This window comes from Pseudomonadota bacterium (assembly GCA_038533575.1).
Taxonomy (GTDB): domain Bacteria; phylum Pseudomonadota; class Alphaproteobacteria; order Rhodobacterales; family Rhodobacteraceae; genus Shimia_B.
Map to the genome: position 1 here is coordinate 385461 of JBCAYL010000002.1, position 23490 is coordinate 408950.

General features: G+C 66.6%; 31 protein-coding genes. 22 read left to right on the top strand and 9 right to left on the bottom strand.

Annotation, left to right across the window (positions count from 1 at the left end; translation table 11 throughout):
• Position 1: 1 nt before the first annotated feature.
• Together hemA and AAFM92_13620 are read left to right on the top strand one after the other, a co-directional pair.
• Positions 2-1213 carry a 5-aminolevulinate synthase gene (hemA, locus tag AAFM92_13615; GenBank protein ID MEL7301416.1) on the top strand — a complete coding sequence of 404 codons (1212 nt, stop codon included), beginning with the start codon at positions 2-4 and terminating at the stop codon, positions 1211-1213.
• A gap of 95 nt (positions 1214-1308) precedes the next feature.
• Positions 1309-1818, top strand: a complete 510-nt coding sequence (locus AAFM92_13620) for a plastocyanin/azurin family copper-binding protein (protein ID MEL7301417.1) — start codon at positions 1309-1311, stop codon at positions 1816-1818.
• A gap of 111 nt (positions 1819-1929) precedes the next feature.
• Here AAFM92_13620 and AAFM92_13625 read toward each other — a convergent pair whose 3' ends face one another.
• Complete coding sequence (locus tag AAFM92_13625) at positions 1930-2529, bottom strand: hypothetical protein (protein MEL7301418.1); 600 nt, start codon at positions 2527-2529, stop codon at positions 1930-1932.
• A 190-nt stretch (positions 2530-2719) separates the two neighbouring features.
• Between AAFM92_13625 and AAFM92_13630 the strand changes: the two genes are divergently transcribed.
• The 6 genes from AAFM92_13630 (at position 2720) to AAFM92_13655 (ending at position 8253) form a co-directional block, all read left to right on the top strand.
• Positions 2720-3355, top strand: a complete 636-nt coding sequence (locus AAFM92_13630; GenBank protein MEL7301419.1) for a precorrin-8X methylmutase — start codon at positions 2720-2722, stop codon at positions 3353-3355.
• The gene (cbiE, locus tag AAFM92_13635) at positions 3352-4536 is read left to right on the top strand and encodes a precorrin-6y C5,15-methyltransferase (decarboxylating) subunit CbiE (protein MEL7301420.1); all 1185 of its coding nucleotides are present in this window, start codon (positions 3352-3354) and stop codon (positions 4534-4536) included. Before AAFM92_13630 ends, cbiE begins: the two co-directional genes overlap by 4 nt.
• Positions 4533-5240, top strand: a complete 708-nt coding sequence (gene cobI, locus AAFM92_13640) for a precorrin-2 C(20)-methyltransferase (GenBank protein ID MEL7301421.1) — start codon at positions 4533-4535, stop codon at positions 5238-5240. The genes cbiE and cobI overlap by 4 nt, the downstream gene beginning before the upstream one ends.
• Positions 5231-7033 (top strand): precorrin-3B C(17)-methyltransferase, encoded by a 1803-nt coding sequence (gene cobJ / locus AAFM92_13645; protein ID MEL7301422.1) that lies wholly within the window; start codon positions 5231-5233, stop codon positions 7031-7033. The genes cobI and cobJ overlap by 10 nt, the downstream gene beginning before the upstream one ends.
• Positions 7030-7797 (top strand): precorrin-4 C(11)-methyltransferase, encoded by a 768-nt coding sequence (cobM, locus tag AAFM92_13650; protein ID MEL7301423.1) that lies wholly within the window; start codon positions 7030-7032, stop codon positions 7795-7797. The genes cobJ and cobM overlap by 4 nt, the downstream gene beginning before the upstream one ends.
• Positions 7798-7896: 99 nt before the next feature.
• The gene (locus tag AAFM92_13655; GenBank protein ID MEL7301424.1) at positions 7897-8253 is read left to right on the top strand and encodes a hypothetical protein; all 357 of its coding nucleotides are present in this window, start codon (positions 7897-7899) and stop codon (positions 8251-8253) included.
• A gap of 6 nt (positions 8254-8259) precedes the next feature.
• On the opposite strand, the gene AAFM92_13660 is transcribed toward AAFM92_13655, so the two are convergent.
• Entirely contained in the window at positions 8260-9438 is a 1179-nt protein-coding gene (locus AAFM92_13660; protein MEL7301425.1) for a PatB family C-S lyase, read from the bottom strand.
• Positions 9439-9526: 88 nt separating this feature from the next.
• Here AAFM92_13660 and def (AAFM92_13665) point away from each other — a divergent pair, with 88 nt between their 5' ends.
• From def (AAFM92_13665) to AAFM92_13685, 5 genes are read left to right on the top strand one after another with little or no spacing between them, the layout of a single operon-like run.
• On the top strand, positions 9527-10051 hold the full coding sequence (gene def, locus AAFM92_13665) for a peptide deformylase (protein ID MEL7301426.1): 525 nt from the start codon (positions 9527-9529) through the stop codon (positions 10049-10051).
• Positions 10048-10509: a peptide deformylase gene (def, locus tag AAFM92_13670; GenBank protein MEL7301427.1), complete on the top strand. Its 462-nt coding sequence runs from the start codon at positions 10048-10050 to the stop codon at positions 10507-10509. Before def (AAFM92_13665) ends, def (AAFM92_13670) begins: the two co-directional genes overlap by 4 nt.
• Positions 10506-10997, top strand: coding sequence for a peptide deformylase (gene def, locus AAFM92_13675; protein MEL7301428.1), 492 nt, complete (start codon positions 10506-10508; stop codon positions 10995-10997). Before def (AAFM92_13670) ends, def (AAFM92_13675) begins: the two co-directional genes overlap by 4 nt.
• Complete coding sequence (fmt, locus tag AAFM92_13680; GenBank protein MEL7301429.1) at positions 10997-11890, top strand: methionyl-tRNA formyltransferase; 894 nt, start codon at positions 10997-10999, stop codon at positions 11888-11890. Before def (AAFM92_13675) ends, fmt begins: the two co-directional genes overlap by 1 nt.
• Positions 11887-12375, top strand: a complete 489-nt coding sequence (locus AAFM92_13685; GenBank protein ID MEL7301430.1) for a DUF4334 domain-containing protein — start codon at positions 11887-11889, stop codon at positions 12373-12375. Before fmt ends, AAFM92_13685 begins: the two co-directional genes overlap by 4 nt.
• Here the strand turns inward: AAFM92_13685 and AAFM92_13690 are convergent.
• From AAFM92_13690 to AAFM92_13715, 6 genes are all read right to left on the bottom strand, one after another.
• A complete protein-coding gene (locus AAFM92_13690; GenBank protein MEL7301431.1) occupies positions 12365-12766 on the bottom strand; it encodes an NUDIX domain-containing protein in 402 nt (133 codons plus the stop codon). The two genes, AAFM92_13685 and AAFM92_13690, sit on opposite strands and share 11 nt — an antisense overlap.
• A complete protein-coding gene (rnhA, locus tag AAFM92_13695; GenBank protein MEL7301432.1) occupies positions 12763-13215 on the bottom strand; it encodes a ribonuclease HI in 453 nt (150 codons plus the stop codon). Before rnhA ends, AAFM92_13690 begins: the two co-directional genes overlap by 4 nt.
• A complete protein-coding gene (locus tag AAFM92_13700) occupies positions 13208-13798 on the bottom strand; it encodes a methyltransferase domain-containing protein (protein MEL7301433.1) in 591 nt (196 codons plus the stop codon). The genes rnhA and AAFM92_13700 overlap by 8 nt, the downstream gene beginning before the upstream one ends.
• On the bottom strand, positions 13795-14253 hold the full coding sequence (locus tag AAFM92_13705; protein ID MEL7301434.1) for a DUF3429 domain-containing protein: 459 nt from the start codon (positions 14251-14253) through the stop codon (positions 13795-13797). The genes AAFM92_13700 and AAFM92_13705 overlap by 4 nt, the downstream gene beginning before the upstream one ends.
• A 21-nt stretch (positions 14254-14274) precedes the next feature.
• Positions 14275-14886, bottom strand: a complete 612-nt coding sequence (locus AAFM92_13710; protein MEL7301435.1) for a LysE family translocator — start codon at positions 14884-14886, stop codon at positions 14275-14277.
• A 72-nt stretch (positions 14887-14958) separates the two neighbouring features.
• Positions 14959-15228, bottom strand: a complete 270-nt coding sequence (locus AAFM92_13715; protein ID MEL7301436.1) for a metal-sensitive transcriptional regulator — start codon at positions 15226-15228, stop codon at positions 14959-14961.
• Positions 15229-15286: 58 nt separating this feature from the next.
• On the opposite strand from AAFM92_13715, the gene AAFM92_13720 reads away from it, so the two are divergent.
• A complete protein-coding gene (locus AAFM92_13720) occupies positions 15287-15793 on the top strand; it encodes a MauE/DoxX family redox-associated membrane protein (protein ID MEL7301437.1) in 507 nt (168 codons plus the stop codon).
• Here the strand turns inward: AAFM92_13720 and AAFM92_13725 are convergent, their stop codons facing one another.
• Positions 15794-16381: an NYN domain-containing protein gene (locus AAFM92_13725; protein ID MEL7301438.1), complete on the bottom strand. Its 588-nt coding sequence runs from the start codon at positions 16379-16381 to the stop codon at positions 15794-15796. It abuts the gene before it with no gap.
• Between the two features lie 130 nt (positions 16382-16511).
• On the opposite strand from AAFM92_13725, the gene folK reads away from it, so the two are divergent.
• From folK to acpS, 8 genes are all read left to right on the top strand, one after another.
• The gene (gene folK / locus AAFM92_13730; protein MEL7301439.1) at positions 16512-17060 is read left to right on the top strand and encodes a 2-amino-4-hydroxy-6-hydroxymethyldihydropteridine diphosphokinase; all 549 of its coding nucleotides are present in this window, start codon (positions 16512-16514) and stop codon (positions 17058-17060) included.
• A 71-nt stretch (positions 17061-17131) separates the two neighbouring features.
• Positions 17132-17485: a DNA-directed RNA polymerase subunit omega gene (rpoZ, locus tag AAFM92_13735; GenBank protein MEL7301440.1), complete on the top strand. Its 354-nt coding sequence runs from the start codon at positions 17132-17134 to the stop codon at positions 17483-17485.
• A gap of 7 nt (positions 17486-17492) precedes the next feature.
• Positions 17493-19652, top strand: a complete 2160-nt coding sequence (locus AAFM92_13740) for a bifunctional (p)ppGpp synthetase/guanosine-3',5'-bis(diphosphate) 3'-pyrophosphohydrolase (GenBank protein MEL7301441.1) — start codon at positions 17493-17495, stop codon at positions 19650-19652.
• 19 nt (positions 19653-19671) lie between these two features.
• Positions 19672-20343, top strand: a complete 672-nt coding sequence (locus tag AAFM92_13745) for a DUF2062 domain-containing protein (GenBank protein MEL7301442.1) — start codon at positions 19672-19674, stop codon at positions 20341-20343.
• On the top strand, positions 20340-21101 hold the full coding sequence (locus tag AAFM92_13750; protein MEL7301443.1) for a pyridoxine 5'-phosphate synthase: 762 nt from the start codon (positions 20340-20342) through the stop codon (positions 21099-21101). Before AAFM92_13745 ends, AAFM92_13750 begins: the two co-directional genes overlap by 4 nt.
• A gap of 3 nt (positions 21102-21104) precedes the next feature.
• Positions 21105-21530 (top strand): ABZJ_00895 family protein, encoded by a 426-nt coding sequence (locus tag AAFM92_13755; GenBank protein ID MEL7301444.1) that lies wholly within the window; start codon positions 21105-21107, stop codon positions 21528-21530.
• Positions 21500-23005: an alpha/beta hydrolase gene (locus AAFM92_13760; GenBank protein ID MEL7301445.1), complete on the top strand. Its 1506-nt coding sequence runs from the start codon at positions 21500-21502 to the stop codon at positions 23003-23005. Before AAFM92_13755 ends, AAFM92_13760 begins: the two co-directional genes overlap by 31 nt.
• A gap of 14 nt (positions 23006-23019) precedes the next feature.
• Positions 23020-23463, top strand: coding sequence for a holo-ACP synthase (gene acpS / locus AAFM92_13765; GenBank protein MEL7301446.1), 444 nt, complete (start codon positions 23020-23022; stop codon positions 23461-23463).
• The last annotated feature ends 27 nt before the right edge of the window (positions 23464-23490 follow it).

Consider the following 23490-nt stretch of genomic DNA (forward strand, 5'->3'; position numbering starts at 1 on the left):
GATGAACTTCGACCAGATTTTTGAAGACCAGTTGAAGACGTTGAAAGACGAAGGAAACTACCGCTACTTCGCCGAGCTCGAGCGTTGCTGCGAGAAGTTTCCCAAGGCGGCGAACCACGGCCCCGACGGGGTCCGGGACGTCACCGTCTGGTGTTCGAACGATTATCTCGGCATGGGCCAGAACCCGAAGGTCATCGCGGCGATGCAGGAGGCCGTGGCGCGCTGCGGCACCGGCGCGGGCGGCACGCGCAACATCTCCGGAACGAACCACGATCACCTGCTCCTCGAGCGCGAGGTGGCCGATCTCCACGGCAAGGAGGCCGGGCTCCTCTTCACGTCAGGCTACATCTCGAACTGGGCGACGCTGTCGACCTTGGGCGCGCGCATCCCCGATGTCGTCATCTTCTCGGACAGCGAGAATCACGCGTCGATGATCGAGGGCATCCGGCACTCGAAGGCCGACAAGGTGATCTGGAAGCACAACGACGCCGCCGATCTCGACCGCAAGCTCGCCGCGGTGGGCGACCGCCCCAAGCTCGTCGCCTTCGAGAGCGTCTATTCCATGGATGGCGATATCTGCCCGATGGAGGATATCCTCGATGTCTGTGAAAAACACGGCGCGCTCACCTACCTCGACGAGGTCCATGCCGTGGGCATGTACGGGCCCCGCGGCGGCGGCGTGAGCGAGGAGCGCGGGCTGGCGCACCGGATCGACATCATCGAGGGCACGCTGGGCAAGGCCTTCGGCTGCGTGGGCGGCTATATCACGGGCTCGGCGGCCATCTGCGATTTCGTCCGGTCCTTCGCCTCGGGCTTCATCTTCACCACGGCCCTGCCGCCCGCCGTGGCCGCCGCGGCGCGTACCTCCATCGCGCATCTCAAGGAGAGCCAGATCGAGCGGGCCGGGCAGCGTCGGCAGGTGGCCAAGCTCCGTGCCGCTCTCGAGCGCGCGGGCATCCCCTACATGAAGAACGAGAGCCATATCGTGCCCGTCATGATCGGTGATCCGAAGAAGACCCGGATGATCTCCGACTACCTGATGGAGACGTTCGGCATCTACGTACAGCCGATCAACTACCCCACCGTGCCCAAGGGGACGGAACGGCTCCGCTTCACGCCCTCGCCGCTACATTCCGACGCGGAAATCGAGCGTTTGGCCGGTGCGCTCAGCACGCTTTGGGAACAATGTGCGCTCGCACGCGCTGTAGCATAGGAAGCCGCGTAAAATTTACCCAGAATGTGGACGGGCGGCCTTTACCCCAGCCTTCGCGCGGCTAGGTGCCACCACGGAATGCAAAGGAGTACACTATGAAACTCACACGTCGTGAACAGCTTGCCCTCATGGGCGGCGCACTGACCGCAACGGCCCTCCCGGCCTCCCTTTCCGCGGACAGTCACGCGGCTGCCGAGCCGACGACCCATGTCGTCGAGATGCTGAACCAGGATCCAGACAACCCGCGCGAGCGCCAGATCTATTCGCCTGCCGTCGTGCGGATGCAGCCGGGCGACACCGTGCGCTTCGTCTCCGTTGATCGGGGCCACAACGCCCAGTCCAACGAAGATTATTCGCCAGAGGGCGGCACCGAATGGGCGTCTGCCATCAACGAGGACTTCGAGGTGACGATCGATGTCGAGGGTGCCTACATGTACGAGTGCCAGCCGCACGCGTCCGCGGGCATGATCGGTCTCCTGCTCGTCGGCGATGTCTCCGGCAACTACGAAGATCTCAAGGGTGAGCGCTTCCGTGGCCGGGCCCGCCAGCGCGCGGAGCAGTACTTCGAGGAGGCGGACGCCATCCTCGCGGAAGAATCCGCGTAACCGCGCCAGATATCCTGGAAGCGGGGGCCCTCAGGGGCCCCCGTTTTCGTTTGGACGTCGCTCATGTCGCGGATGTGTTGAGGCGAGGCGCCACATCGCCTGGGCGACCGATCACCAGAAGCGCAACCGCTCCCACGTCGTCACGGCGTCGAGCGTGAGCGGCGCGTCGGGGCCCACGGATACCGTGCGCGCGCTGATCTCCCGGCCTTCGAGGAATTCGGTCATCTCGACCTCCATCTCCCGCGGGAAGGTGAGCGAGAGCGGCGCGTGCCCCTGCACGTCCCACGCGATGAAGCCCGCGTAGGTCGACAGCTCTCCCAATTCGAAGCGCGCATTGGGATCGGTGACATTGCAGACCGCCATGGCGATCCAGCCGTCGATCGGGTCATCGAAATCCACGGGCAGGCTGTCGGGATGCACCATGAGCGACATGGCCTCCACCAGCGCGTTCTCCCCGCCGATCACCGTTTCGATATCCGACCAAAGCTCGTCGCCATAGATGTAGGTCCCCTCGCGGAAGGGCGCGATGTCCACGAGACCCTCTGCATCGAGAAAGTCCGCCGGGAGCGGCGCGAGCAGCGCCTCCGTCTCCAGCGTCTCGAACTTGATAAACATCTCCACGCTGCGCTTCGTTCGGTCGACGAGAAGCGTCAGGTCTGCCGCCGAAGCAGGCAGGGCCGTGGAAAGCAAAAGGGCGAGCGTCGTTCGCATGCTCCATACTTATGGGACAAGTGGGCGCTGACAACACCCCGCCGCCCTTTGCGATTGCTGGGAACCCGCCCGTGCCGTACACCCCACGCGACGAGGTGAACCACCCAGCACGGAGGGCCCCGCGCGCCGACCCAAAACGGGGGCGCAGAGGGCCGCGTCAGACGCGCCGCGCGGGCAGATGGGACGGATGATGAGGCCATACGAGCGCGACCCGGCAGCGATCTATGCCCAGAGCTTTGCGACCGTGCGGAGCGAGGCCCGCCTCGAGCGCTTCCCGCCCGATATGGAGCCCCTCGTGATCCGTCTGATCCATGCCTGTGGGATGGTCGACATCGCCGATCGCCTTGCTTTCTCGCCGGATGCAGCAGGGGCGGGGCAGGCCGCGATTGCGCAGGGCGCGCCCATTCTCTGCGATTGCGAGATGGTCGGGGCGGGCATCATCCGCCGCACGCTCAAGGGCAACGATGTCATCGTGATGCTCAACGAGGCAGGCGTCCCGGCTGACGCCAAGGCTCGCGGGACGACGCGGAGCGCGGCCGCCGTGGAGCTCTGGCGCCCGCATCTCGAGGGCGCGGTTGTGGCCATCGGCAACGCACCCACCGCGCTCTTTCACCTGCTCGAGATGCTTGAGGCCGGCGCACCGCGCCCCGCCGTGATCCTCGGCTTCCCCGTGGGCTTTGTCGGCGCGGCTGAAAGCAAGGCCGAGCTCGCCGCCAATCCGCGTGGATGCGCCTTCGTTACTCTGCGCGGGCGCCGCGGCGGCTCGGCCATGGCCTCGGCGGCGGTCAACGCGCTCGCGGCGGGTCTCGGCGGAGGCGTCGCATGAGCCTCCATGTCATCGGGATCGGCGCGAACGGGCTGGAGAGCCTCGCGCCCTCGGCCCGTGCTGCGCTCGATGCGGCGGAAATCATCGTAGGTGGTGCGCGCCACCATGCGCTCACGGCCGTGGTCGAGGCTGAGAGGATCTCATGGCCCTCGCCCTTCGACGCGTTGGTCTCGCGGCTCGAAGAGCTTGCCGCGCGGCGCGTGGCCGTCCTCGCCACGGGCGATCCGCTCTGGTTCTCCGTGGGTGAGAAGCTCGCGGAGGCGTTTCCGAGCGCGGTCTTCCACCCGCAGCTTTCGGCCTTTCAGCTCGCCGCCGCGCGCATGTGCTGGCCGATGGACGCGGTAGAGACGCTCAGCATCCACGGGCGGCCCGCGGAAGTGATCCTGCCCTTCCTGCGCCCCGGGGGGCGGCTCCTCCTCCTCACGGGCGGGTCCGATTGCCCGGGCCACGTGGCAGAGCTCCTGGTCAATCGTGGCTTTGGCCGCTCGATGCTGACCGTGCTCTCCGATCTCGGGGCGGACGAACACCGCATCGCGTGCGCCGCCGAGAACTGGAAGGACCCAGTGCCCAGCTTTCACACGCTTGCCGTCGACCTCGTCGCCGGAGCGGGTGCGCAGGTTTTGCCGCCGAGTTTCGGTCTGCCTGACGAGGCCTTTGACAGCGACGGGACCATGACGAAGCGCGAGGTCCGCGCGCTCACGCTCGCGGCCCTGGCCCCGGCGCCGGGCGCGCTTCTCTGGGATGTCGGCACGGGCGCGGGCTCCGTGGCCATCGAATGGATGCGCGCGGCGCGGGGCGCGCGGGCCATCGGCATCGAGCCCCGCGCGGAGCGGCGCGCCCTCGCCGCCGCCAATGCCACGGCCCTCGGCGTGCCGGGGCTTGAGATCGTCGCGGGAGACGCCCCGGCGGCGCTCGAGAGTCTTCCCGCCCCGGACGCCATCTTCTTCGGCGGCGGCCTGTCCGCGCCAGCATTCGCCCGCGCCTGGAACGCGCTGAAGCCCCATGGCCGCCTCGTGGCCAACGCGGTCACTCTCGAAACCGAGGCGACCCTCGCGGCGCTGCACGGGGAACATGGCGGCGCGCTCACGCGGATCTCGATCCAGCGCGCCGAGCCGGTGGGCCGCCTGACCGGCTGGAAGCCCGCCATGCCCGTGACCCAGCTCACCTTGGTGAAGCCGTGACGGCGCCCGGCACGCTCTATGGCGTGGGCGTGGGGCCCGGCGACCCCGAGCTCATGACCCTCAAGGCCGCGCGCCTCATCTCGGCCTGCCCTGTCATCGCCTACCCGACGCTCGCGGGCGCGGAGAGCTTCGCCCGCCGCATCGCCCGGGACCTCATCACCGAAGAGCATGCGGAGATCACCATGGACGTGCCCATGACGCCGGAGCGCGCGCCGGCCCAGGCGGCCTATGACGAAGGCGCGGAGAGGATCGCCGGCGCCCTGCGGCGCGGGCAGGACGTGGCCTGCCTCTGCGAGGGCGATCCCTTCTTCTACGGTTCGTTCATGTATATTTTCGCCCGCCTTGCATCGGAATTCGACACAATCGTCATTCCCGGCATCACCAGCGTGACGGCCTGCGCGGCCCGTGCGGGGATGCCGATCGCAGCGCGCAACGAGCGCGTGACGGTGCTGCCAGGTCCACTCCCGGAGGCGGAGCTCGAGTCGCGCATCGCCGGGGCCGAAAGCGTCGTCATCATGAAGATCGGCCGCCATCTCGCCAAGATCCGCGGCGTCATGGAGCGACTGGGCGTGCTCGACGACGCCGTGTACGTGGAGCGCGCCACGCTGCCCGAGGAGCGCGTTCTGCCCCTGGCGGAGGCCCCCGATCCCGCGCCATACTTTTCCATGATCCTTCTCACGAAAGGGGCCGATCCATGGCTCTGACCCCCGTCATCCTCGCGCTGTCTGCGTCCGGCGCGCCGGTGGCACAGCGTATCGCAGAGGCCCTCGCGGCCCCAGTCCATGGCCGCGCCGGGCGTGTGGAAAAGGCGGATGCCTTCTTCGACAATGCCCTCGATCACGCGCGTGATCTCTTTGCCGCCGGGCGGCCCATTATCGGGGTCTGCGCGTCCGGCATCCTCATTCGCGCCGTGGCGCCGCTCTTGGCGGACAAGCGCACCGAACCCCCAGTGATCAGCGTCTCCGACGATGGGCGCGTCGTGGTGCCGCTCCTTGGCGGGCATCGCGGTGCCAACCGTCTGGCGCGCGATATCGCGGAGGCCCTAGGCGGGGCAGCGGCGGTGACGACCGCGGGAGATGTCTCCCTCGGTGTTGCGCTCGACGAGCCGCCCGCCGGGTGGCGGCTGGCCAATCCGGAGGCCGCACAGGGGGCGATGGCCGCGCTTCTGAGCGGCGGCGGGGCGCGGATCGAGGGGGCTGCGCCGTGGCTCGATCTGCCGGAGGGGGATGCCGTGACGATCGCGGCCACGGACGCGCCCGCGCCCGGGGCGACGCTTCATTTTGCGCCGCTGCGGGTCACGGTGGGCGTGGGCTGCGCGCGGAATTGCGACCCCGCCGAACTGGAGGAGCTCGTCCTCAGTGAACTGGCTGCCGCCGGGATCGATCCCGCGGCGGTTCATTCGGTGAACACCATCGCGCTCAAGGCCGACGAGCCCGCCATCCTCGCGCTGGCAAAGACGCTGGACGCGCCCCTGCGCCTTTTCTCCGCGGAGGAGCTCGAAGCGCAGCGCGCTCGCATCGAGACCCCATCCGACATCGTTTTCGCGGAAGTGGGCACGCATTCCGTCTCTGAGGCTGCCTCGCTCTGCCAGTCGGAGACATCGTTGCTCCTGCGGCCCAAATCCAAGACGCGGAACGCCACCTGTGCAATCTCTCGCGCGCCGGAGCCGCTGACAGCTCTGAAAGGCCGCCCGCGGGGCCGCCTCTCCATCGTGGGCATCGGCCCGGGGCAGGCCTCCTGGCGGACGCCGGAGGTGAGCCGCCTCGTCGCAGATGCGGAAGAGCTCGTGGGATACGGCCTCTATATCGATCTGCTGGGCCCGCTCGCGCAGGGCAAGGCGCGCGCCGATTTCCCGTTGGGCGGGGAGGAGGCGCGCTGCCGCTACGCGCTGGAACGGGCCGGGGAGGGGCGCGGTGTGGCGCTCGTCTGCTCCGGCGATGCCGGGATCTACGCCATGGGCGCCCTCGTCTTCGAACTGCTGGACCGCACCGACCACGGGGTGAGCGACGCCGCACGGCGCGTAGAGGTGATCTGCTCTCCGGGTGTCTCCGCCCTTCAGGGCGCGGCGGCCCGGGCCGGGGCGCCACTGGGCCACGATTTCTGCGCCATCTCGCTCAGTGACCTGCTGACGCCACGCGAGGACATCCTGCGCCGCATCAAGGCGGCGGCGGAGGGGGATTTCGTGATCGCGTTCTACAACCCCGTGTCGCAGCGGCGGCGGACTCTTCTTGCGGAGGCGCGGGACATTCTCCTCGCCAACCGCCCGCCGGAAACGCCCGTGATGCTGGCCGCGTCGCTGGGCCGGCCAGAGGAGAGCGTCCGCTACCGGCAACTGGCCGCGCTCGACGTCGACGAGGTCGACATGCTGACGACCGTGCTCGTGGGATCGTCCCAGTCGAGGCTCGCTTCGCTGGGCGAGGGGCCAAGGATGTATACGCCGCGCGGGTACGCGCGGAAGATAGATGGCGATTTAAGCGTGATAGGCGGCGAAAAATGAAGGTATACTTCATAGGCGCGGGTCCGGGCGACCCGGAGCTGCTCACACTCAAGGCAGCCAAGCGGATCGCGGCCTGCCCCGTCTGCCTCTATGCCGGTTCGCTCGTGCCCGAGGCGGTGGTGGCCGGCGCGCCGGAGGGTGCCCGCGTCCTCGACACCGCGCCCATGACGCTCGAGGAGACTCATGGTGAGATCCTCGCTGCGCAGCGAAAGGGGCAGGACGTGGCGCGGGTGCATTCCGGGGATCCCTCCCTTTACGGCGCGATTGCAGAGCAGATCCGGCTCCTGCGCAAGGACGGGATTGACTACGAGATCATCCCCGGCGTCCCGGCCTACACCGCGGCAGCGGCGGCGCTGGGTCAGGAACTCACCATCCCCGAGGTCGCACAGTCAATCGTGCTTACGCGCATGTCCATGAAGTCGACCGGCATGCCGCAGCACGAAACTTTAACAAATTTCGCCAAATCGCGATCGACAATCGCCATACATCTCGCCATTCGTAATCTTCGGGAGATCGAGCGACAGCTCATTCCGGAATACGGCGCGGATTGTCCGGTGGCCGTCATTTACCGCGCGAGCTGGCCCGATGAGCTGATTTTGCGTGGCACGCTCGGCGATATCCGCGAAAAGGTCCGCGCAGCGAAAATCACGCGAACCGCCCTGATTCTCGTGGGGCCGGCCCTCGGCGAGGTCACCGATTTCAAGGACAGTGCGCTCTATGATCCCAAGGAAGAGCACATTCTGCGTGTGAAAAAGGGCGCATAACTCCGCTCACACGCGGGAAAAAGCGTGAAAGTGCATCATTGCCCATGACTCGTGCCGCCCGCGGCTTAGGTTTGGCGCGGGGTGACTGGAGTATGCGAGATGACGTATCTTTCTGACGAGGTGAGGGCGGGCCTTGAGGCGGCGCGCGCCAAGAAGGCGAAGCGGCGCTCGCGGCTGCGTGTGGAAGCGGGCAATGCGTATTTTCCCGTGTTGCGGCTTTGGGATGACGGCTTCGCAGTGGATCGGGACGATGCGCAGGGCCTGCGTGGTCTCGTGGACCTCTACGATGGACCGCGGCATCTCTACCAGGCGCTGATCGTCACGACCTCAGAGTTGGGCGGAGAGCGCGTGTTCGAGTTCAAGCGCAATACGTCCGCAGCGGATGCCGCGCCGCTGGATTACGCGCGCGAGGCACCGCAGCCGATCGCTTTGCTGCGCAGCGAAACGCAGCGATAAACGCTCCTACTGAAGGTCCGAGAACGCCGCCGCGAGGCGTTCGGTCGCCTCGATGACCCGTGCGCGCGGCGTCGCGATGTTGAAGCGCAGGAAGCTGTCACCGCCCTTTCCGAACGTCGGTCCATGATTGATGGCGATTTTTGCTGATTTCTCGACGCGATCAGTGAATTCCTTGCGCTCCATCCCGGTGCCTGAAAAATCCACCCAGCTCAGGTAGGTCGATTCCAGCGGCATCGACGCGAGTCCTGGGATCGCGTTCACCGCCTCGTCGAATATCTGTCGGTTGCCATCGAGATAGGCGCACAGATCATCAACCCAGGTGGCGCCTTCCGGGGAATAGGCCGCCGTCGCCATCGCGAGCCCGAAGGCATTGGCCGACGTGCCGAGCGCCATCATGCGCTTGGAAAAGGCCCCGCGCAGGTCCGCATTCGGGATGATGACATTGCCCACATGGGCGCCGGCGATGTTGAAGGTCTTCGTCGTCGCCGACAGCATCACAAGGCGGTCCTCGATCCCGCTGATATGGGCCATAGGTACATGCGTCGCGGCGAAGGTCAGGTCGCGATGGATCTCGTCGGCGACGATGATGAGATCGTGACGCCGCGCAAACGCTGCCACGCCTTCCAGCTCTTCCCGCGTCCAGACGCGCCCGCCGGGATTGTGCGGGGAACAAAGGATGAGGAGCCGTTCGTGCCCCTTCATCTGCGCGTCATAGGCCTCGAAATCCATCTCGTAGCGGCCGCCCGCGTTCACGAGCTCGAGCTCGACCATGTCCCGCTCGGCGGCGCGGATGACGCGGCCGAAGGCATGGTAGACCGGAGAAAAGACGACGACGCCCTCTTGCGGCTTTGTATAGGTATCCACGCAGAGGCCGATGGCGTTGACCAGCCCGTTCGTCGAAAGGATCCAGCTCGGGTCGATCTCCGTGTCGTGGCGGGTCTCAGACCACCATTTCACCGCTTCATGGTAGCGCGTCATGTCGCCGTAATAGCCATAGATACCATGCTGGAGCATGGCGCTCAGCGCGTCCTGCACGACCTCCGGCGGGCGGAAGTCCATGTCGGCCACCCACATCGCCAGACCGTCCTCTTTCGAGACGCCGTAGACCTGCTCCATGAGGTCCCATTTCATACAGTCGGTGTCGCGGCGCTCGATCATCTGATCGAAGGGCGAGTCAAAGCTCATCGGCATCTCCTTTGGAGCGATACGTAACTGCCGTGCGGGGGGCTGCAAGGGGTTTGCGGGGGACGGAGCCATCAACTATGTGCAGCCCATGAGCATCCGTCCGATCCTGATCCATCCCGACCCGCGACTGAAGAAAGTGGCCGAGCCCGTGAGCGAGATCACGGACAAGCTGCGTGTGCTCGCCGAGGACATGCTCGAGACGATGTACGACGCACCCGGCATCGGGCTCGCCGCGCCGCAGGTGGGGGTGAGCGTGCGTATGATAACGATGGATTGCGTCAAGGAGGAGGGCGCCGATCCGCGCCCCATGGTGCTCCTGAACCCGGAGGTCATTGCCACGTCCGAGGAGATGACGACCTACGAAGAGGGCTGCCTCTCCATCCCCGAGCAATACGCCGATGTCGAGCGCCCGGCGGAGGTGGATGTCCGATGGCTGGGCCTCGATGGGGAGACCCATACAGAACACTTCGACGGGCTCTGGGCCACCTGCGTCCAGCACGAGATCGACCACCTCGATGGCAAGCTCTTCATCGACTATCTCGGCCCGCTCAAGCGCCAGATGATCACGCGCAAGATGCAGAAGCTGAAGCGCGAGAAGGCCCGCGCCTCGTGATCCGGCCGCTGGTGTTGCACCCCGATCCGCTGCTCGCGGAGGCATCCGCGCTCGTGCGCGCCTTCGACGAGGATCTGGCCGGCCTCGTGCGGGATCTCTTCGACACGATGTACGATGCGCCGGGCCGGGGCCTCGCAGCCGTGCAGATCGGGCAGACGCGGCGTGTCTTCGTGATGGATGCGGGCTGGAAGGAGGGCGCGCCTGCGCCCCGGGTCTTCGTCAATCCCGTCATCACCGATCACACCACCGCGCTTGCCACCCACGAGGAGGGCTGCCTCTCCATCCCCGACACGCCCCGCCGCGTTTCGCGCCCGGCGGAGGTCACCTTGGCCTGGCAGGACGAGCACGGGATACCCCACGAGGGTACCTTTACGGGCTTCGAGGCGGCCTGCGTGCAGCATGAATTGGACCATCTCGAGGGCAAGACGATCCTCGATCATCCCGAGGCGCCCGCGTGAGCGTCCGCCCCTGCCTGCCCTGGCCGCACAAGAGCCTGCGCACGCCCGCCGCGCCAGTGGAGGAGATCACCGAGGAGATCCAAGCGATCTGGGCGGACATGATCGACACGATGGAGGCGATGCCCGGGATCGGCCTCGCCGCGCCGCAGATCGGCGTGGGCCTCCGCCTCGCCGTCGTCGATGCCAGCCGGGAGCGGGGCAAGGCGATCCGGATGGCCAACCCGGAGGTGCTGCATGCCTCCGTGGAGGAGGTCATGGGCGAGGAAGCCTCGCCCAACCTCCCCGGCGTCTCGGCCAAGGTGAAGCGCCCCCGCGCCGTCACCGTGCGGTATCTGAACGAGCAGGGCGTCTGGGACAGGCAGGAGCTCGTGCTGCAATGGGGCCGCTCCGCGCAGCACCAGATCGACCACCTCAACGGGCGCATGTATTTCGACAATCTGAGCCGCGTGAAGCGCGACATGCTGCTGCGCAAGGCGGGGCGCCGCTGATGCGCGTGGTCTTCATGGGCTCGCCCGATTTCTCTGTCCCGGTGCTCGAGGCGCTGGCGGCGGATCACGAGATCGCCTGCGTCTATTGCCAGCCGCCGCGGCCAGCAGGGCGGGGCAAGAAGGACCGCCCCACGCCTGTCCAGACCCGGGCGGAGGCTTTGGGCCTCCCCGTCCGGCACCCTGTTTCGCTGCGCAGCGAAGATGCGCAGGCGGAGTTCTCTGCGCTCGAGGCCGATATCGCCGTCGTGGTGGCCTACGGGCTCATCCTGCCGCAGGCGGTGCTCGACGCGCCGCGCCTCGGCTGCCTCAACATCCACGCCTCGCTTCTGCCGCGCTGGCGCGGGGCCGCGCCTATTCACCGGGCCGTGATGGCGGGCGACGCGGAGACGGGCATCTGCATCATGCAGATGGAGGCGGGGCTCGATACCGGCCCCGTGCTCCTGCGCGAGACCACGCCCATCGGCGCGGAGGAGACGACGGGCGACCTCCACGACCGGCTCTCGGCCATTGGCGCGCGGCTCATCATCGAGGGGCTTGCCCAGCTCCCACTGGAGCCGGAAGCGCAGCCGGAGGACGGTGTCACCTACGCCGAGAAGATCGCCAAGAACGAAGCCCGCGTGGACTGGACCCGCCCCGCCGCGGAGGTGGACGCGCATATCCGGGGCCTCTCGCCTTTCCCGGGCGCGTGGTGCGAGCTGGATGGGGCGCGGGTGAAGCTCCTTCGCTCGCGGCTCGCCGCGGGGCAGGGGGCACCAGGGCAGTTGCTCGATGGCTTGACAGTGGCTTGTGGTGACGGCGCTATCCAGATCCTGGAGCTGCAAAAGGCGGGGAAGCGCGCGACGAGTGCGGAGGATTTCCTGCGCGGCGCGGCGTTGCCTGATCGCCTGACATGACACCCGAAGAGGCCATCGCCTGGTTCGACAGCCTCCCGCCCGCCACCGAGGGCGAGATGCACGGGAGCTGGCGTGGGGAGGAGGTGCCCACCGGGCATCCCATGGACGGTCTCCTCGCCGCGTCATACTGGCAGGGGAAGCGCTTTGACGGTCCCGATGCCGTGCATCCCTTGATCCACGCCGTCCCGCTCTGGGGCGCGCGCTCGCTCAACCCGCGCTTTCTGCCACTCCGGCTCATCACGGGCCTCCCCGCCCGCGACGCGCTGCTCAGGCTCACCTTCCCGCTCCTCGCGCCGCTTTTCTTTACGTCGAAGCCGCGCGCACGGCTCCGCACGCTGCGCTTTCGGGGGCGCGATCACGCGGCCATGTGTTATGACGCGCAGCCCATCAACGACGTCTTCGCCAAGATCGGCGAGGACGAGCGTCTCGGCTGGATGGATTTCAAGGGCATGGCGCAGCCCTATTTCTTCAAACTCACCCGCTGAGCGCGTCGCGGGCGGCCGTCAGCACGGCATCGAAGGGAGGCTCGAAGGGCCCGGGCTCCGCGAGGTCGTGCCACCAGAACTTGAAGAGATGCCCGCCATCGTCCGCGCAGACGTGCTGGAAAAGCTCCGGCACCGGCCCGCGGACGCGGGTGAGGATGAAATGCCAGCGCTCGCCGGGCCAGATGTCGTCCCGCACGGTCAGTTCGAGGGCCCAGATCGCCTGCAGCCCGCTTTCCTCCCAGAGCTCGCGCGCCGCCGCCCGCGTCGGGTGCTCGCCGTCCTCGATTGTGCCTTTCACGATCTGCGCGCCCGTCACGGGATGGGTGAAGGCCAGGAGGCGCAGGGGATCGCCCGCCGGATGCAGGACGAGGGGGGCGACCTTCCCGATCATGGCTTGAAGGGCGCCATGCCTGCGCGGGCCAGCTCGTCGGCGCGTTCATTCTCCGGGTGGCCTGCATGGCCCTTCACCCATTCCCAGGTCACGTCGTGGCGCGCGCGGGCGGCATCGAGCCGCTGCCAAAGCTCCACGTTCTTCACCGGCTTTTTCGCGGCGGTCTTCCAGCCCCGCGCCTTCCAGCCGTGAATCCAGGAATTGATGCCGTCTTTCACGTAGGAGGAATCCGTCACGAGCGTCAGCTTGGTGGCGCGCTCCAGCGTCTCGAGCGCGGTGATCGCGGCCATGAGCTCCATGCGGTTGTTGGTGGTCTCTGCCTCCCCGCCCGAAAGCTCGCGGCGCTTCACCTCTCTCTCGCCGTCGCGCGCGATGAGTAGCACGCCCCAGCCGCCGGGCCCCGGGTTTCCGCTGCAGGCGCCGTCCGTGTACGCGAAGAGCTCAGCCACGCTTCACCGCCCGGATCAGGATGAAGGGGGAGACGTCGCCGGCGAGACCTGCCTCCTCGCCCTCGTGCTCCCACACCGCCTCGAAGCCCGCGTCTTCAAGAGCAGTGAGCAGCTCTTCGCGGCTGAAATAGCTGTAGAAGCGGCCAATCCCGTCCCGCTTCTCGCCAGTGCCGAGTTTCATGCCGAGATGGAGCACGCCTCTGGCCGTCAGCGCCGCGGCGATGGCCGCGATATGTCCGGCGAATTCTGCTCGAGGCGCGTGGAGGAGGGAGAAGGAAGCGAAGACACCGTCGAAGCCGCTGGCTTCTTTCAGGGCGTCGAACGTGGCCACGCGGGCGGCGACGCCCGGTGCCTCGGCGGCGGCGATCATCTCCGGGCTCGCGTCCCAGGCGTGGGTCTCGAATCCGCGCCCGGCCAGATAGCGCGCCGCGTGCCCCGGCCCGCAGCCGAGATCGAGCACGCGCCCGCCTTCGGGCAGCGCGTCGGCGAAGGCGATGAGCGAGGCGGCGGGTTCGGGCTTCACCAGCGCTTCGTATTCAGCCACGCGGGTCGCGTAGGCGGCGAGGGTCTCGTCGTCGCTCATCCCAGGACCCCGGCCAGCAATCCCGCCGTGAGCGAAGCGATGACAAGCGCCGTCAGAAGCAGGCGCAGCTGCATCCACCAGTCGGGCGTGAGCCCCCGGCGATAAAAGAGGTAGTCGAGCGCGAGCAGCCCCGAAAACCCCACGATGAGCATGTCCGCCGAATTGTCAGCCCCGCGCCCCACGAAGAAGAAGCAGAAGAGCGCGGGCAGCGTGGAGAGCGCGTAGCCCCAGCCCTGCCAGTCCTCGGCTTTCGTCGCAAAGCCCCAGAGCACGCCAGACATGAAGCTCAGGATGATCGTGCCATACCAGAGCTGTACGAACGGGCCGATCAGGCGCGGGTTGAGATAGGGCAGCACCGCGGCCCCGAGCTCCGGGAGAAGCGTCGTCAGTGCGCCCCAGAGGAAGGGCAACACCCCGGCCAGGCCGAGCAGGAGGGCAGAACGTGGTACAGTCATGGGCCGGGGTATAGCGCAGCCTCAGGCGCGTTCCATGGCCAGTCGCCCCGCGAGGAGCGCGAAGACACCGGCAAAGGAGCGGTTGAGCCAGGTCAGGACACGCTCGGAGCCGAGGATGAAGGTCCGCACTCGCGCGGCAAAGGCGCCATAGAGCAGGAAGACCGCGTAGGTCATGGCCATGAAGACCCCGCCCAACGTGGCCATCTCGAGCGTCGCCGTGGCCGGATTGCCCGACAGGAACGGCGGCAGCAGCGCGAGAAAGAAGATCGAGAGCTTGGGATTGAGGATGTTGATGAGCGCGCCGCGGCGCGCGATGCGCCAGGGATGCTCGGGGCGGGGATCGGCCTCGATGGAGAGCGCGCCGCCTGCCCTCAGCGCCTGCCAGGCGAGGTAGAGGAGGTAGGCCACGCCTGCGAACTTCACGATCTGGAAGGCCAGCGCAGACGCGTGCAGGAGGGCTGCCAGCCCGAGCGCCGCGGCGAGGAGATGCGGGACGATCCCGAAGGTGCAGCCCAGCGCAGCCCAGCTCGCCGACCGGGCGCCGCGCCCAAGCCCCACCGCTAGCGTGTAGATCACGCCCGTGCCCGGGGCGATGACGACGACGAAGGCGGTGATGAGGAATTGCACGGACATGGGGAGGCTCCTTTGCCCGCACTCAAGCACAGCGCGCAGCAGCGCGCCAATGAATAGCGTTGATGCTTAGGTTCAGCGTTGCGTTTGCAGGATCTCGATGAGCTCGGAGAACTTCGCCCGTTGTTCGCCCGGATCGCCGCTCTGGATGGCGTCTTCCACGCAATGGGCGGCGTGATCCTCGAGGATCAGCTTCTCGACGCCCTTCATGGCTGCGCGGATGGCGGCCGTCTGCAGCAGCACGTCCACGCAATAGCGCTCCTCCTCGATCATCTTGGAAATGCCGCGGACCTGCCCTTCGATCCGCTTGAGGCGCCCGAGCGCCGCGTCCTTGTTGCCCTGCATCCTTGTGCCTCTCACTCGTATACCCTATAGGGGTATATAGTATCCAGATGAGGTCACCATGGCAACCTACCACGTGCGCCAGGACGGGCGCGGGAAAAGCATCGCTGATTACTGGCCGCTCATCGCGCTGGTGGGGGTCTCGGTACTCGCGGGCGCTGCTCTCGCGGCGCAGGGGATGGCGTGGATGCCCGCATTCATGGGCGTCTTCCTCATCATCTTCGCACTGCTCAAGATCTTTGACCTGAAGGGCTTCCGCCGCGGCTTCAAGATGTATGACCTGCTCGCGCGGCGGGTGCCGAACTACGCGCTCGTCTATCCGTTCATCGAGCTTGGGCTGGGGCTCGCTTACCTGAGCGGCGTGTCGCCCACTGCGGTTCAATGGGCGACCGTTGTGGTCTTCGGTTTCGGGACCCTCGGGGTCATCTCGGCACTTCGCCGGGGGCTCGACATCGATTGTCCCTGCATGGGATCGATCCTGTCGGTGCCGCTCTCCACCGTCACGCTGACGGAGGATCTCTCCATGGTGGCGATGGCGGGCCTGATGCTGGCAGGCCTCGCCGCCTGATCACTCTTCTTCGGAATTCGCTTCCACGCGGCGTTCGACACGCGGCTCGTCCCGCGGCTCACGCGGCGGGCGCCCGATGACATCCTTCAGCTCGTCGAGCTCGATGAAGTTGTCCGCCTGCCGGCGCAGTTCATCGGCGATCATGGGGGGAGAGGAGCGGATGGTGGAGACCACGCTCACCCGCACGCCCCGCCGCTGCAGCGCCTCGATCAGCGGACGGAAATCCCCGTCCCCGGAGAAGAGCACGATGTGATCGATGTGCGGCGCAAGCTCCATGGCATCGACCGTGAGCTCGATATCCATGTTGCCCTTGACCTTCCGGCGGCCTTGGCTGTCGGTGTATTCCTTGGCCGGTTTGGTGACCATGGAAAAGCCATTGTAATGCAGCCAATCCACCAGCGGTCGAATGGGAGAGTATTCGTCGTTTTCCAGCAGCGCCGTGTAATAAAAGGCGCGCAGGAGTTTGCCGCGGCGCATGAATTCCTGCCGCAGAAGTTTGTAGTCGATGTCAAAACCAAGTGCCTTGGCGGCCGCGTAAAGGTTCGACCCATCGATGAACAGCGCGAGCCGTTCGTCCCGATAAAACATGATGTGTCCTTCCTATCGCGCCTGTGAGAGGACGGTGAGTGGGGGTCCGTCCGCAGCGCTGAACCATAATTTAGGATTATTCTAAGTGTCACAAGCCAAGAATCACGTGCCCCGACGTCGGCGCTATCTCGTGGCCTTGGGCGCAAACCTCCCATCTTCTTATGGCGCACCGGAAATTTCGCTGCGCAAAGCGGTGAACTTTTTTGCCCAATATGATTGCGATCTCGTGAAATTGAGCAGGTTTTTCGCGACGCCAGCCTTTCCGGCGGGGAACGGCCCAGATTACGTGAATGCTGCCGCGGAAATAGACGGACCGGGCGATACGGCGGATATGCTGGCGCGTCTGCATGCGATCGAGGCGGAGTTCGGCAGGGCGCGGGAAGAGCGCTGGGGCCAGCGCGTGCTCGATCTTGATCTGCTGGCCGCGGGCGTGGCGGTCCTGCCCGATCCGGAAAGCCATGCCGCCTGGCGTGAGCTGCCGCTGTCGGAGCAGATCGCGCGCACGCCCGACAGGCTCATTCTCCCCCACCCCCGACTGCAGGACCGCGCTTTCGTGCTGGTGCCGCTCGCCGAGATCGCGCCCGACTGGCGGCATCCGGTGCTTGGGCAGAGTGTGCGCGAGATGCGCGACGCCTTGCCTGCGGCTGATCTCGAGGCCGTGACGCCGCTTGGCGACTAGGGTGTTTGCCCTTGCACTTTTTCACTTGACAGCCTATTGCAGCCGCTCACCTCACAGGCATTGGAGTACCCATGGCCCGCGTCACCGTTGAAGATTGCGTCGATAAAGTCCCGAACCGCTTCGAGCTCGTCATGCTCGCCGCCCACCGTGCGCGGGAAATCAGCTCTGGCGCGCCGCTGACGCTGGACCGTGACAACGACAAGAACCCGGTCGTGTCGCTGCGCGAGATCGCGGAGGAGACCCAATCCGCCGAAGAGCTCCGCGAACGCCTGATCGAGTCCAACCAGACCCAGATCGAGATCGACGAGCCCGAGGACGACAGCATGTCGCTCCTCATGGGTGCCGAGCAGGACAAGCCTGCCGACGATGACCTCAACGACGAGAAGCTCCTGCGCGCGCTGATGGAAGCGCAAGGCCAGAAGTAAGAGCGCCATGGCGCTGGACCTCGCCGGGCCCGAGGCCCTTCTCGACCGCGTCCACGCCTACAACCCCCGCGCCGACGGGGCGCTCATCGCGAAGGCCTATGCCTTTGGCAAGGAGATGCACGAGGGGCAGATGCGCCGCTCGGGCGAGCCCTATTTCACGCATCCCGTGGCGGTGGCCGAGATCCTCGCCGAGCAGAAGCTCGACGACACGACCATCGTCACGGCGCTCCTCCATGACACCGTCGAAGACACCCGGGCGAGCTACACGCAGGTGGCCGAGCAATTCGGCACCGGGATCGCTGAGCTCGTCGACGGTGTCACCAAGCTGACCCAGCTGCAGCTCTCCTCTACGGAAACGAAGCAGGCGGAGAATTTCCGCAAGCTCTTCATGGCGACTTCCCGAGATATCCGCGTGGTGCTCGTGAAGCTCGCCGACCGTCTCCACAACATGCGCACCATGAAGTCCATGCCGCCCGAGAAGCAGCAGCAGAAGGCGCGGGAGACGATGGATATCTACGCGCCGCTCGCGGGCCGGATGGGCATGCAGTCCATGCGCGAGGAGCTCGAGGATCTCTCCTTCATCGTGCTCAACCCCGACGGACGCCATTCCATCATCCGCCGCTTCATCTCGCTCCAGAAAGAGACAGGCGACGTGATGACGAAGATCATCGCCGACATCCGCGCGGAGATGCAGAAGGAGGGGATCGAAGCCGAGGTCGCGGGGCGCGCGAAAAAGCCCTATTCGATCTGGCGCAAGATGCAGACCAAGCAGCTCAGCTTCTCGCGCCTTTCCGACATCTACGGCTTCCGCGTCATCGTGCGGTCCGAGGCCGATTGCTACCGTGCGCTGGGCGCCATCCACCAGCGTTGGCGCGCGGTGCCCGGTCGCTTCAAGGATTACATCTCCCAACCGAAGACGAACGGCTACCGGTCGGTGCACACCACCGTTTCAGGCCGCAATGGCCGGAAGGTGGAGGTGCAGATCCGCACGCAGGAGATGCACGAAGTGGCCGAGTCGGGTGTGGCGGCGACGTGGTCTTACCGGGACGGCGAGCGCGTGGAAAACCGCTTTGCCGTGGACCCCACCCAGTGGATGGAGCGCATCTCCGAGCATTTCGATGTGGACGCCGATGACGAAGATTTCCTCGAAGCGGTCAAGCTCGAAATGTACTCCGACCAGGTCTTCGCCTTCACGCCCAAGGGCGACGTGATCCGCCTTCCCAAGGGCGCCACACCGCTCGATTTCGCCTACGCGGTCCACACTCGCATCGGCAACCAGACAGTGTCGGCCAAGGTCGACGGAATCCGTGTCCCGCTCTGGACCCGGCTCAGGAACGGGCAGAGCGTGGAGATCATCACCGCCGAAGGCCAGCGCCCGCAGGCCACCTGGATCGACATCGCCTCCACCGGTCGCGCCAAATCCGCCATCCGCCGGTCACTGCGCGAGGAGGACCGGCAGCGCTTCATCAAGCTCGGCCGCGAACTTACCCGCACGAGCTTCGAGGCCGTGGGCCGCTCGGCCACGCTCAAGGCCCTGCGCACGGCGGCCAAATCGCTCGGCATCGAAAGCGCCGACGAGATGCTTGCCCGCGTGGGCGCCTCCGAGCTCGCCTCCCGCGAGGTGGTGCAGGCGGTCTATCCCGATCTCGCGCCCAAGCCCCGCGCCGAGATCGATCCCAAGCGCGCCGTCCTCGGCCTCGATGCCGACCAGAGCTTCCATCGCGCGCCCTGCTGCCAGCCCGTCCCGGGCGAGCGCATCGTGGGCATCACCTACCGCGGCAAGGGCGTGGTCGTGCATGCGATCGACTGCGAAAACATGCAGCTCTACGAGGACGAACCGGAGCGCTGGGTAGACCTCCGCTGGCAGGAAGGGCGGCACGGGGTTTCCAACACGGTGAGCGTCGAGGTCACCATCTCCAACGATGCCGGCGTCCTCGGCCGCATTTGCACGCTCATCGGCGAGCAGAACGCCAATATCAGCGACCTGACGTTTCTCGATAAGAAACCAGATTTTTATCGTCTCGTGATCGATATCGACCTACGTGATCAGGTGCATTTGCATACGGTCATGACCGTGCTCGAGGCGGACGCCAACGTTGCCGAGGTTGCCCGATATCGGAACCCGGCCCGCTTGACCTCCGGAGCCGATAGGGCACAAGCGTCCTGACGTAGGAGGGGAGGACCTTTTGGTCTTCAAAAGACGCGACAAGCTCAGCTTTTGGCGCCGGGTGAAGGATTTCCTTTATCCGAAGGGCGGCTGGATGCGCGCCTTTGAATACGTGAAGCTCCGCCTGCGACGCCTGCCGGACCCGCCAGAGAAGATCGCGCGCGGCATCTGGGCCGGGGTCTTCACCGCCTTCACACCGTTCTACGGCCTCCACTTCATCTTTTCGGTGATGCTGGCCTATGCCATGCGCGCCAATATCATCGCTGCGCTCCTCGCGACCTTCTTCGGCAATCCGCTGACCTACGTCCCCATCGGGGTCATCGCGCTCCAGACCGGTTACTTCATGCTGGGCATCCGCCCGCGCGAGGACATCGACCGCTCTCTCGGAGGACAGTTCTCCGATGCCTTTGGCGACCTCTGGCACAATTTCATGGCGCTCTTCACGAGCGAGATCGCGCGTTGGGACGGGCTCCTGAAATTCTGGGACGACGTCTTCTTTCCCTATCTCGTCGGCGGGATCGTCCCGGGCGTGGTCTGCGCCACGGTCTGCTACTATCTCTCTGTGCCGGTGATCCGCGCCTACCAGAACCGGCGCAAGGGCATGATGCGCGCCAAGCTTGCCGAGATCAAAGAGAAGGCCAAATCCAAGGCCGTACACAAGAAGCTGAAAGACCAGGAAGGCTCGGGATGACGACGCTCCCCTACCAGCGCCTCGGCGTGAACATCGATCACGTGGCCACCGTGCGGAACGCGCGCGGGGGCGACTATCCGGATCCGCTGCGCGCCGCCAAGATCGCCGAAGAGGCCGGCGCCGACGGCATCACCGCCCATCTGCGCGAAGACCGCCGCCATATCAGCGACGCCGATATCGAGGGGCTCATGGACGTCCTTTCGGTGCCGCTCAATTTCGAGATGGCCGCCACCGACGAGATGCAGAAGATCGCGCTCCGCCACAAGCCGCACGCCGTCTGCATCGTGCCCGAAAAGCGCGAGGAGCGGACGACGGAGGGCGGCCTCGAAGTCGCGCGGGAGGAGAACCGCCTCGCGCATTACATCGCGCCTCTCCGCGACGCGGGCTGCCGCGTATCGATCTTCATCGCAGCCGACATGCGCCAGATCGAGGCCGCGCACCGCATCGGCGCGCAGGTGATCGAGCTCCACACCGGCGCCTATTGCGACGCCATCGCCGAGGGCGATGACACCACGCGCGACCGGGAATTGAAGGCGCTGACCGAGATGTCCACGTTCGCCCATTCTCTCGGGCTCGAGGTCCATGCCGGGCACGGGCTGAGCTACGAGAGCGTGAGCCCGATCGCGGCACTGCCCGAGGTACGCGAGCTGAATATCGGGCATTACCTCATTGGAGAGGCGATCTTCCGCGGGCTCAAGCCCGCCATCCTCGAGATGCGCCGCCTCATGGAGGCTGCCCGCACCGGGGCCGCTGCCTGATCCATGCCGGAGCCCACTGTCAATCTCCTGCGCTATTCGCTGTGGTTTCTCGGCACGGGCTTCGTGCTGACGCTTTTTGTGATCCTCTTCCAGCAGGCCTTCGGGATCGGGCTCGGCATGGCGTTCATGCCGATCCTGCCCGCGATCGTGGCGGCCATGGTGGAGGGGTCGAAATACGCCAAGTCGACCCGCACCCCGATCCCCGACCCCTGGAAGGCCGCAGGTGCGATGACGGGCCTTTCGATCGCGCTGACGGCGCTTCTCATCGTCACAACGGCCCTGCCCACCATGGGCACCGACGCCTTCGATCTCACGGCGCTCGTCATGGTGCTGGGGATCTATGCGGCGTTCTGGCTCGTCTCCAATCGCCTCTTCCTGAGCATGGGCGCCCGCAATGAATGGGCCAGCCAAGACCGCGGCAGCTCCTGACAGGGCGCCTCGCATATCTCGCAGGCTGGCAGGCGAACCTGCGCTGGGTCCTGCTTTTCGTGGGCCTCGTCCTTGCCGCGTGGGCGCTCTGGCAGCTTGAAGGCCACAGGCCAGACGCAGAGGTCACCCGCGGCGGCGTGGGCACGACACCGGTCACCGAGTGGCGCGTCGAGGACCCAATCGCCACCGTCGTCGTGGCCCACGGCTTTGCCGGCTCCCGCCCGCTCATGAATGCCTTTTCCTGGACCCTCGCGGGCGCAGGCTACAACGTCACTGCGTTCGATTTCGAAGGGCACGGGACGAACCCCGTACCGATGCAGGGGGACGTGAACGAGATCGAGGGCGTCACCGCGCGCCTCGTGGCCGAAACGCGCGCGGTGATGGATGCGGCGGGCCCCGCGCCCGCGCTGCTGGGCCATTCCATGGCCACCGACGTCCTCATTCGCGCGGCCGAGGGCCGCGAGACCGGGCCGGTCGTGGCCATCTCGGCTTTCTCGGGCGCCGTCACGCCCACCCATCCGCCCAACATGCTGCTCATCGCGGGCGAATGGGAGGGCCGCCTGATCGACTTCGGTCGCGAGGCGATCCAGCAGGTCGATGCCGAGGCCACAGAGGGCGAGGTCGTCGGAGGGCGCATGGCCCTCATCGCCCCGAACGTGGAGCATGTGGGCATTCTCTTCGCCCCGTTCACGCTGCGCGAGACGCTCGACTGGCTCGATGACTTCTACGGCGTGGCGCGCCCAGCACCCGCGCTCGCCACCATCGGCTATCCCGTGCTCGTGCTGCTGGGGGCACTGATGGTGCTCTGGCGCCCCATCACCACGCTCTTACCGGCAGGCCCCGCTGACCGTGAGGCGGCGGCAGCCGTGCCCCGCAAGGCGCTCCTCTGGTGCGCGGTCTTCCAGCTCTTCACGCCCATCGCCGTCTACTGGATCGAGCTCGGTGTGCTGCCCGTCCTCGTCGCCGATTACCTCGCGCTGCACTTGGGCTTTGCGGGCCTCATGCAGCTCCTGATCCTGCGCCATTTCGGCGTCCGCTTCGGCCGCCTTGCCTACCTCCCGGCCGCTTCTCTCCTCGCCTGGGGGCTCGGCGTCTTCGGGCTCGCCATCGACACGTATCTGGCCAACTTCCACCCCAACGCCGAGCGCGCGCTCATCCTCGCGGCCCTCGCGCTGGGCGCGGTGCCCTACATGGTCGCCGATGCCGTGGCCACCCAGGGCGGGCGCGGCAAGCTTTGGCACCGCCTCATTCTGCGCACGGCCTTCTTCGCCTCTCTCGGTCTGGCCATCGCGCTCGATTTCGAGCGGCTCTTCTTCCTCTTTCTGATCGCGCCGGTGATCCTGCTCTTCTTCCTCATATTCGGGATGATGGGCCGCTGGACCGCCGATCGCGCGGGCCCGCTCGCTCCGGGCGTGGCGCTGGGGCTCATCCTCGCCTGGTCGCTCGGCGTCACCTTCCCTCTCTTCGAAGCCTGACCCATAGTCGCGGCATGATTCTGGGCATCGGCACCGACCTCGCCAATATCGAGCGCATCGAGCGCACGCTGGCGCGCTTCGGCGACCGCTTCCGCAACCGTGTCTTCACCGATATCGAGCAGGCCAAGGCCGAGCGGCGCGCCGATACGCCGGGCACCTACGCCAAGCGCTGGGCAGCCAAGGAGGCGTGTTCCAAGGCGCTGGGCACGGGGCTGCGCATGGGCATCGCCTGGAAGGACATGGCCGTCACCAACCTGCGCTCGGGCCAGCCCGTCATGCACGTCACCGGCTGGGCCGCCGCGCGCCTCGACGAGATGACGCCCGAGGGTCACGAGGCCATCATCCACGTCACGCTCACCGATGATCACCCCTGGGCGCAGGCCTTCGTTCTCATTGAAGCACGCCCCCTCGGAGCGGCCCCGCGTCCGCTTGACTTGGTGCCGCGCAAACCCCAGTAGAGCGCACGCATCACGAGGAGAGCCGCG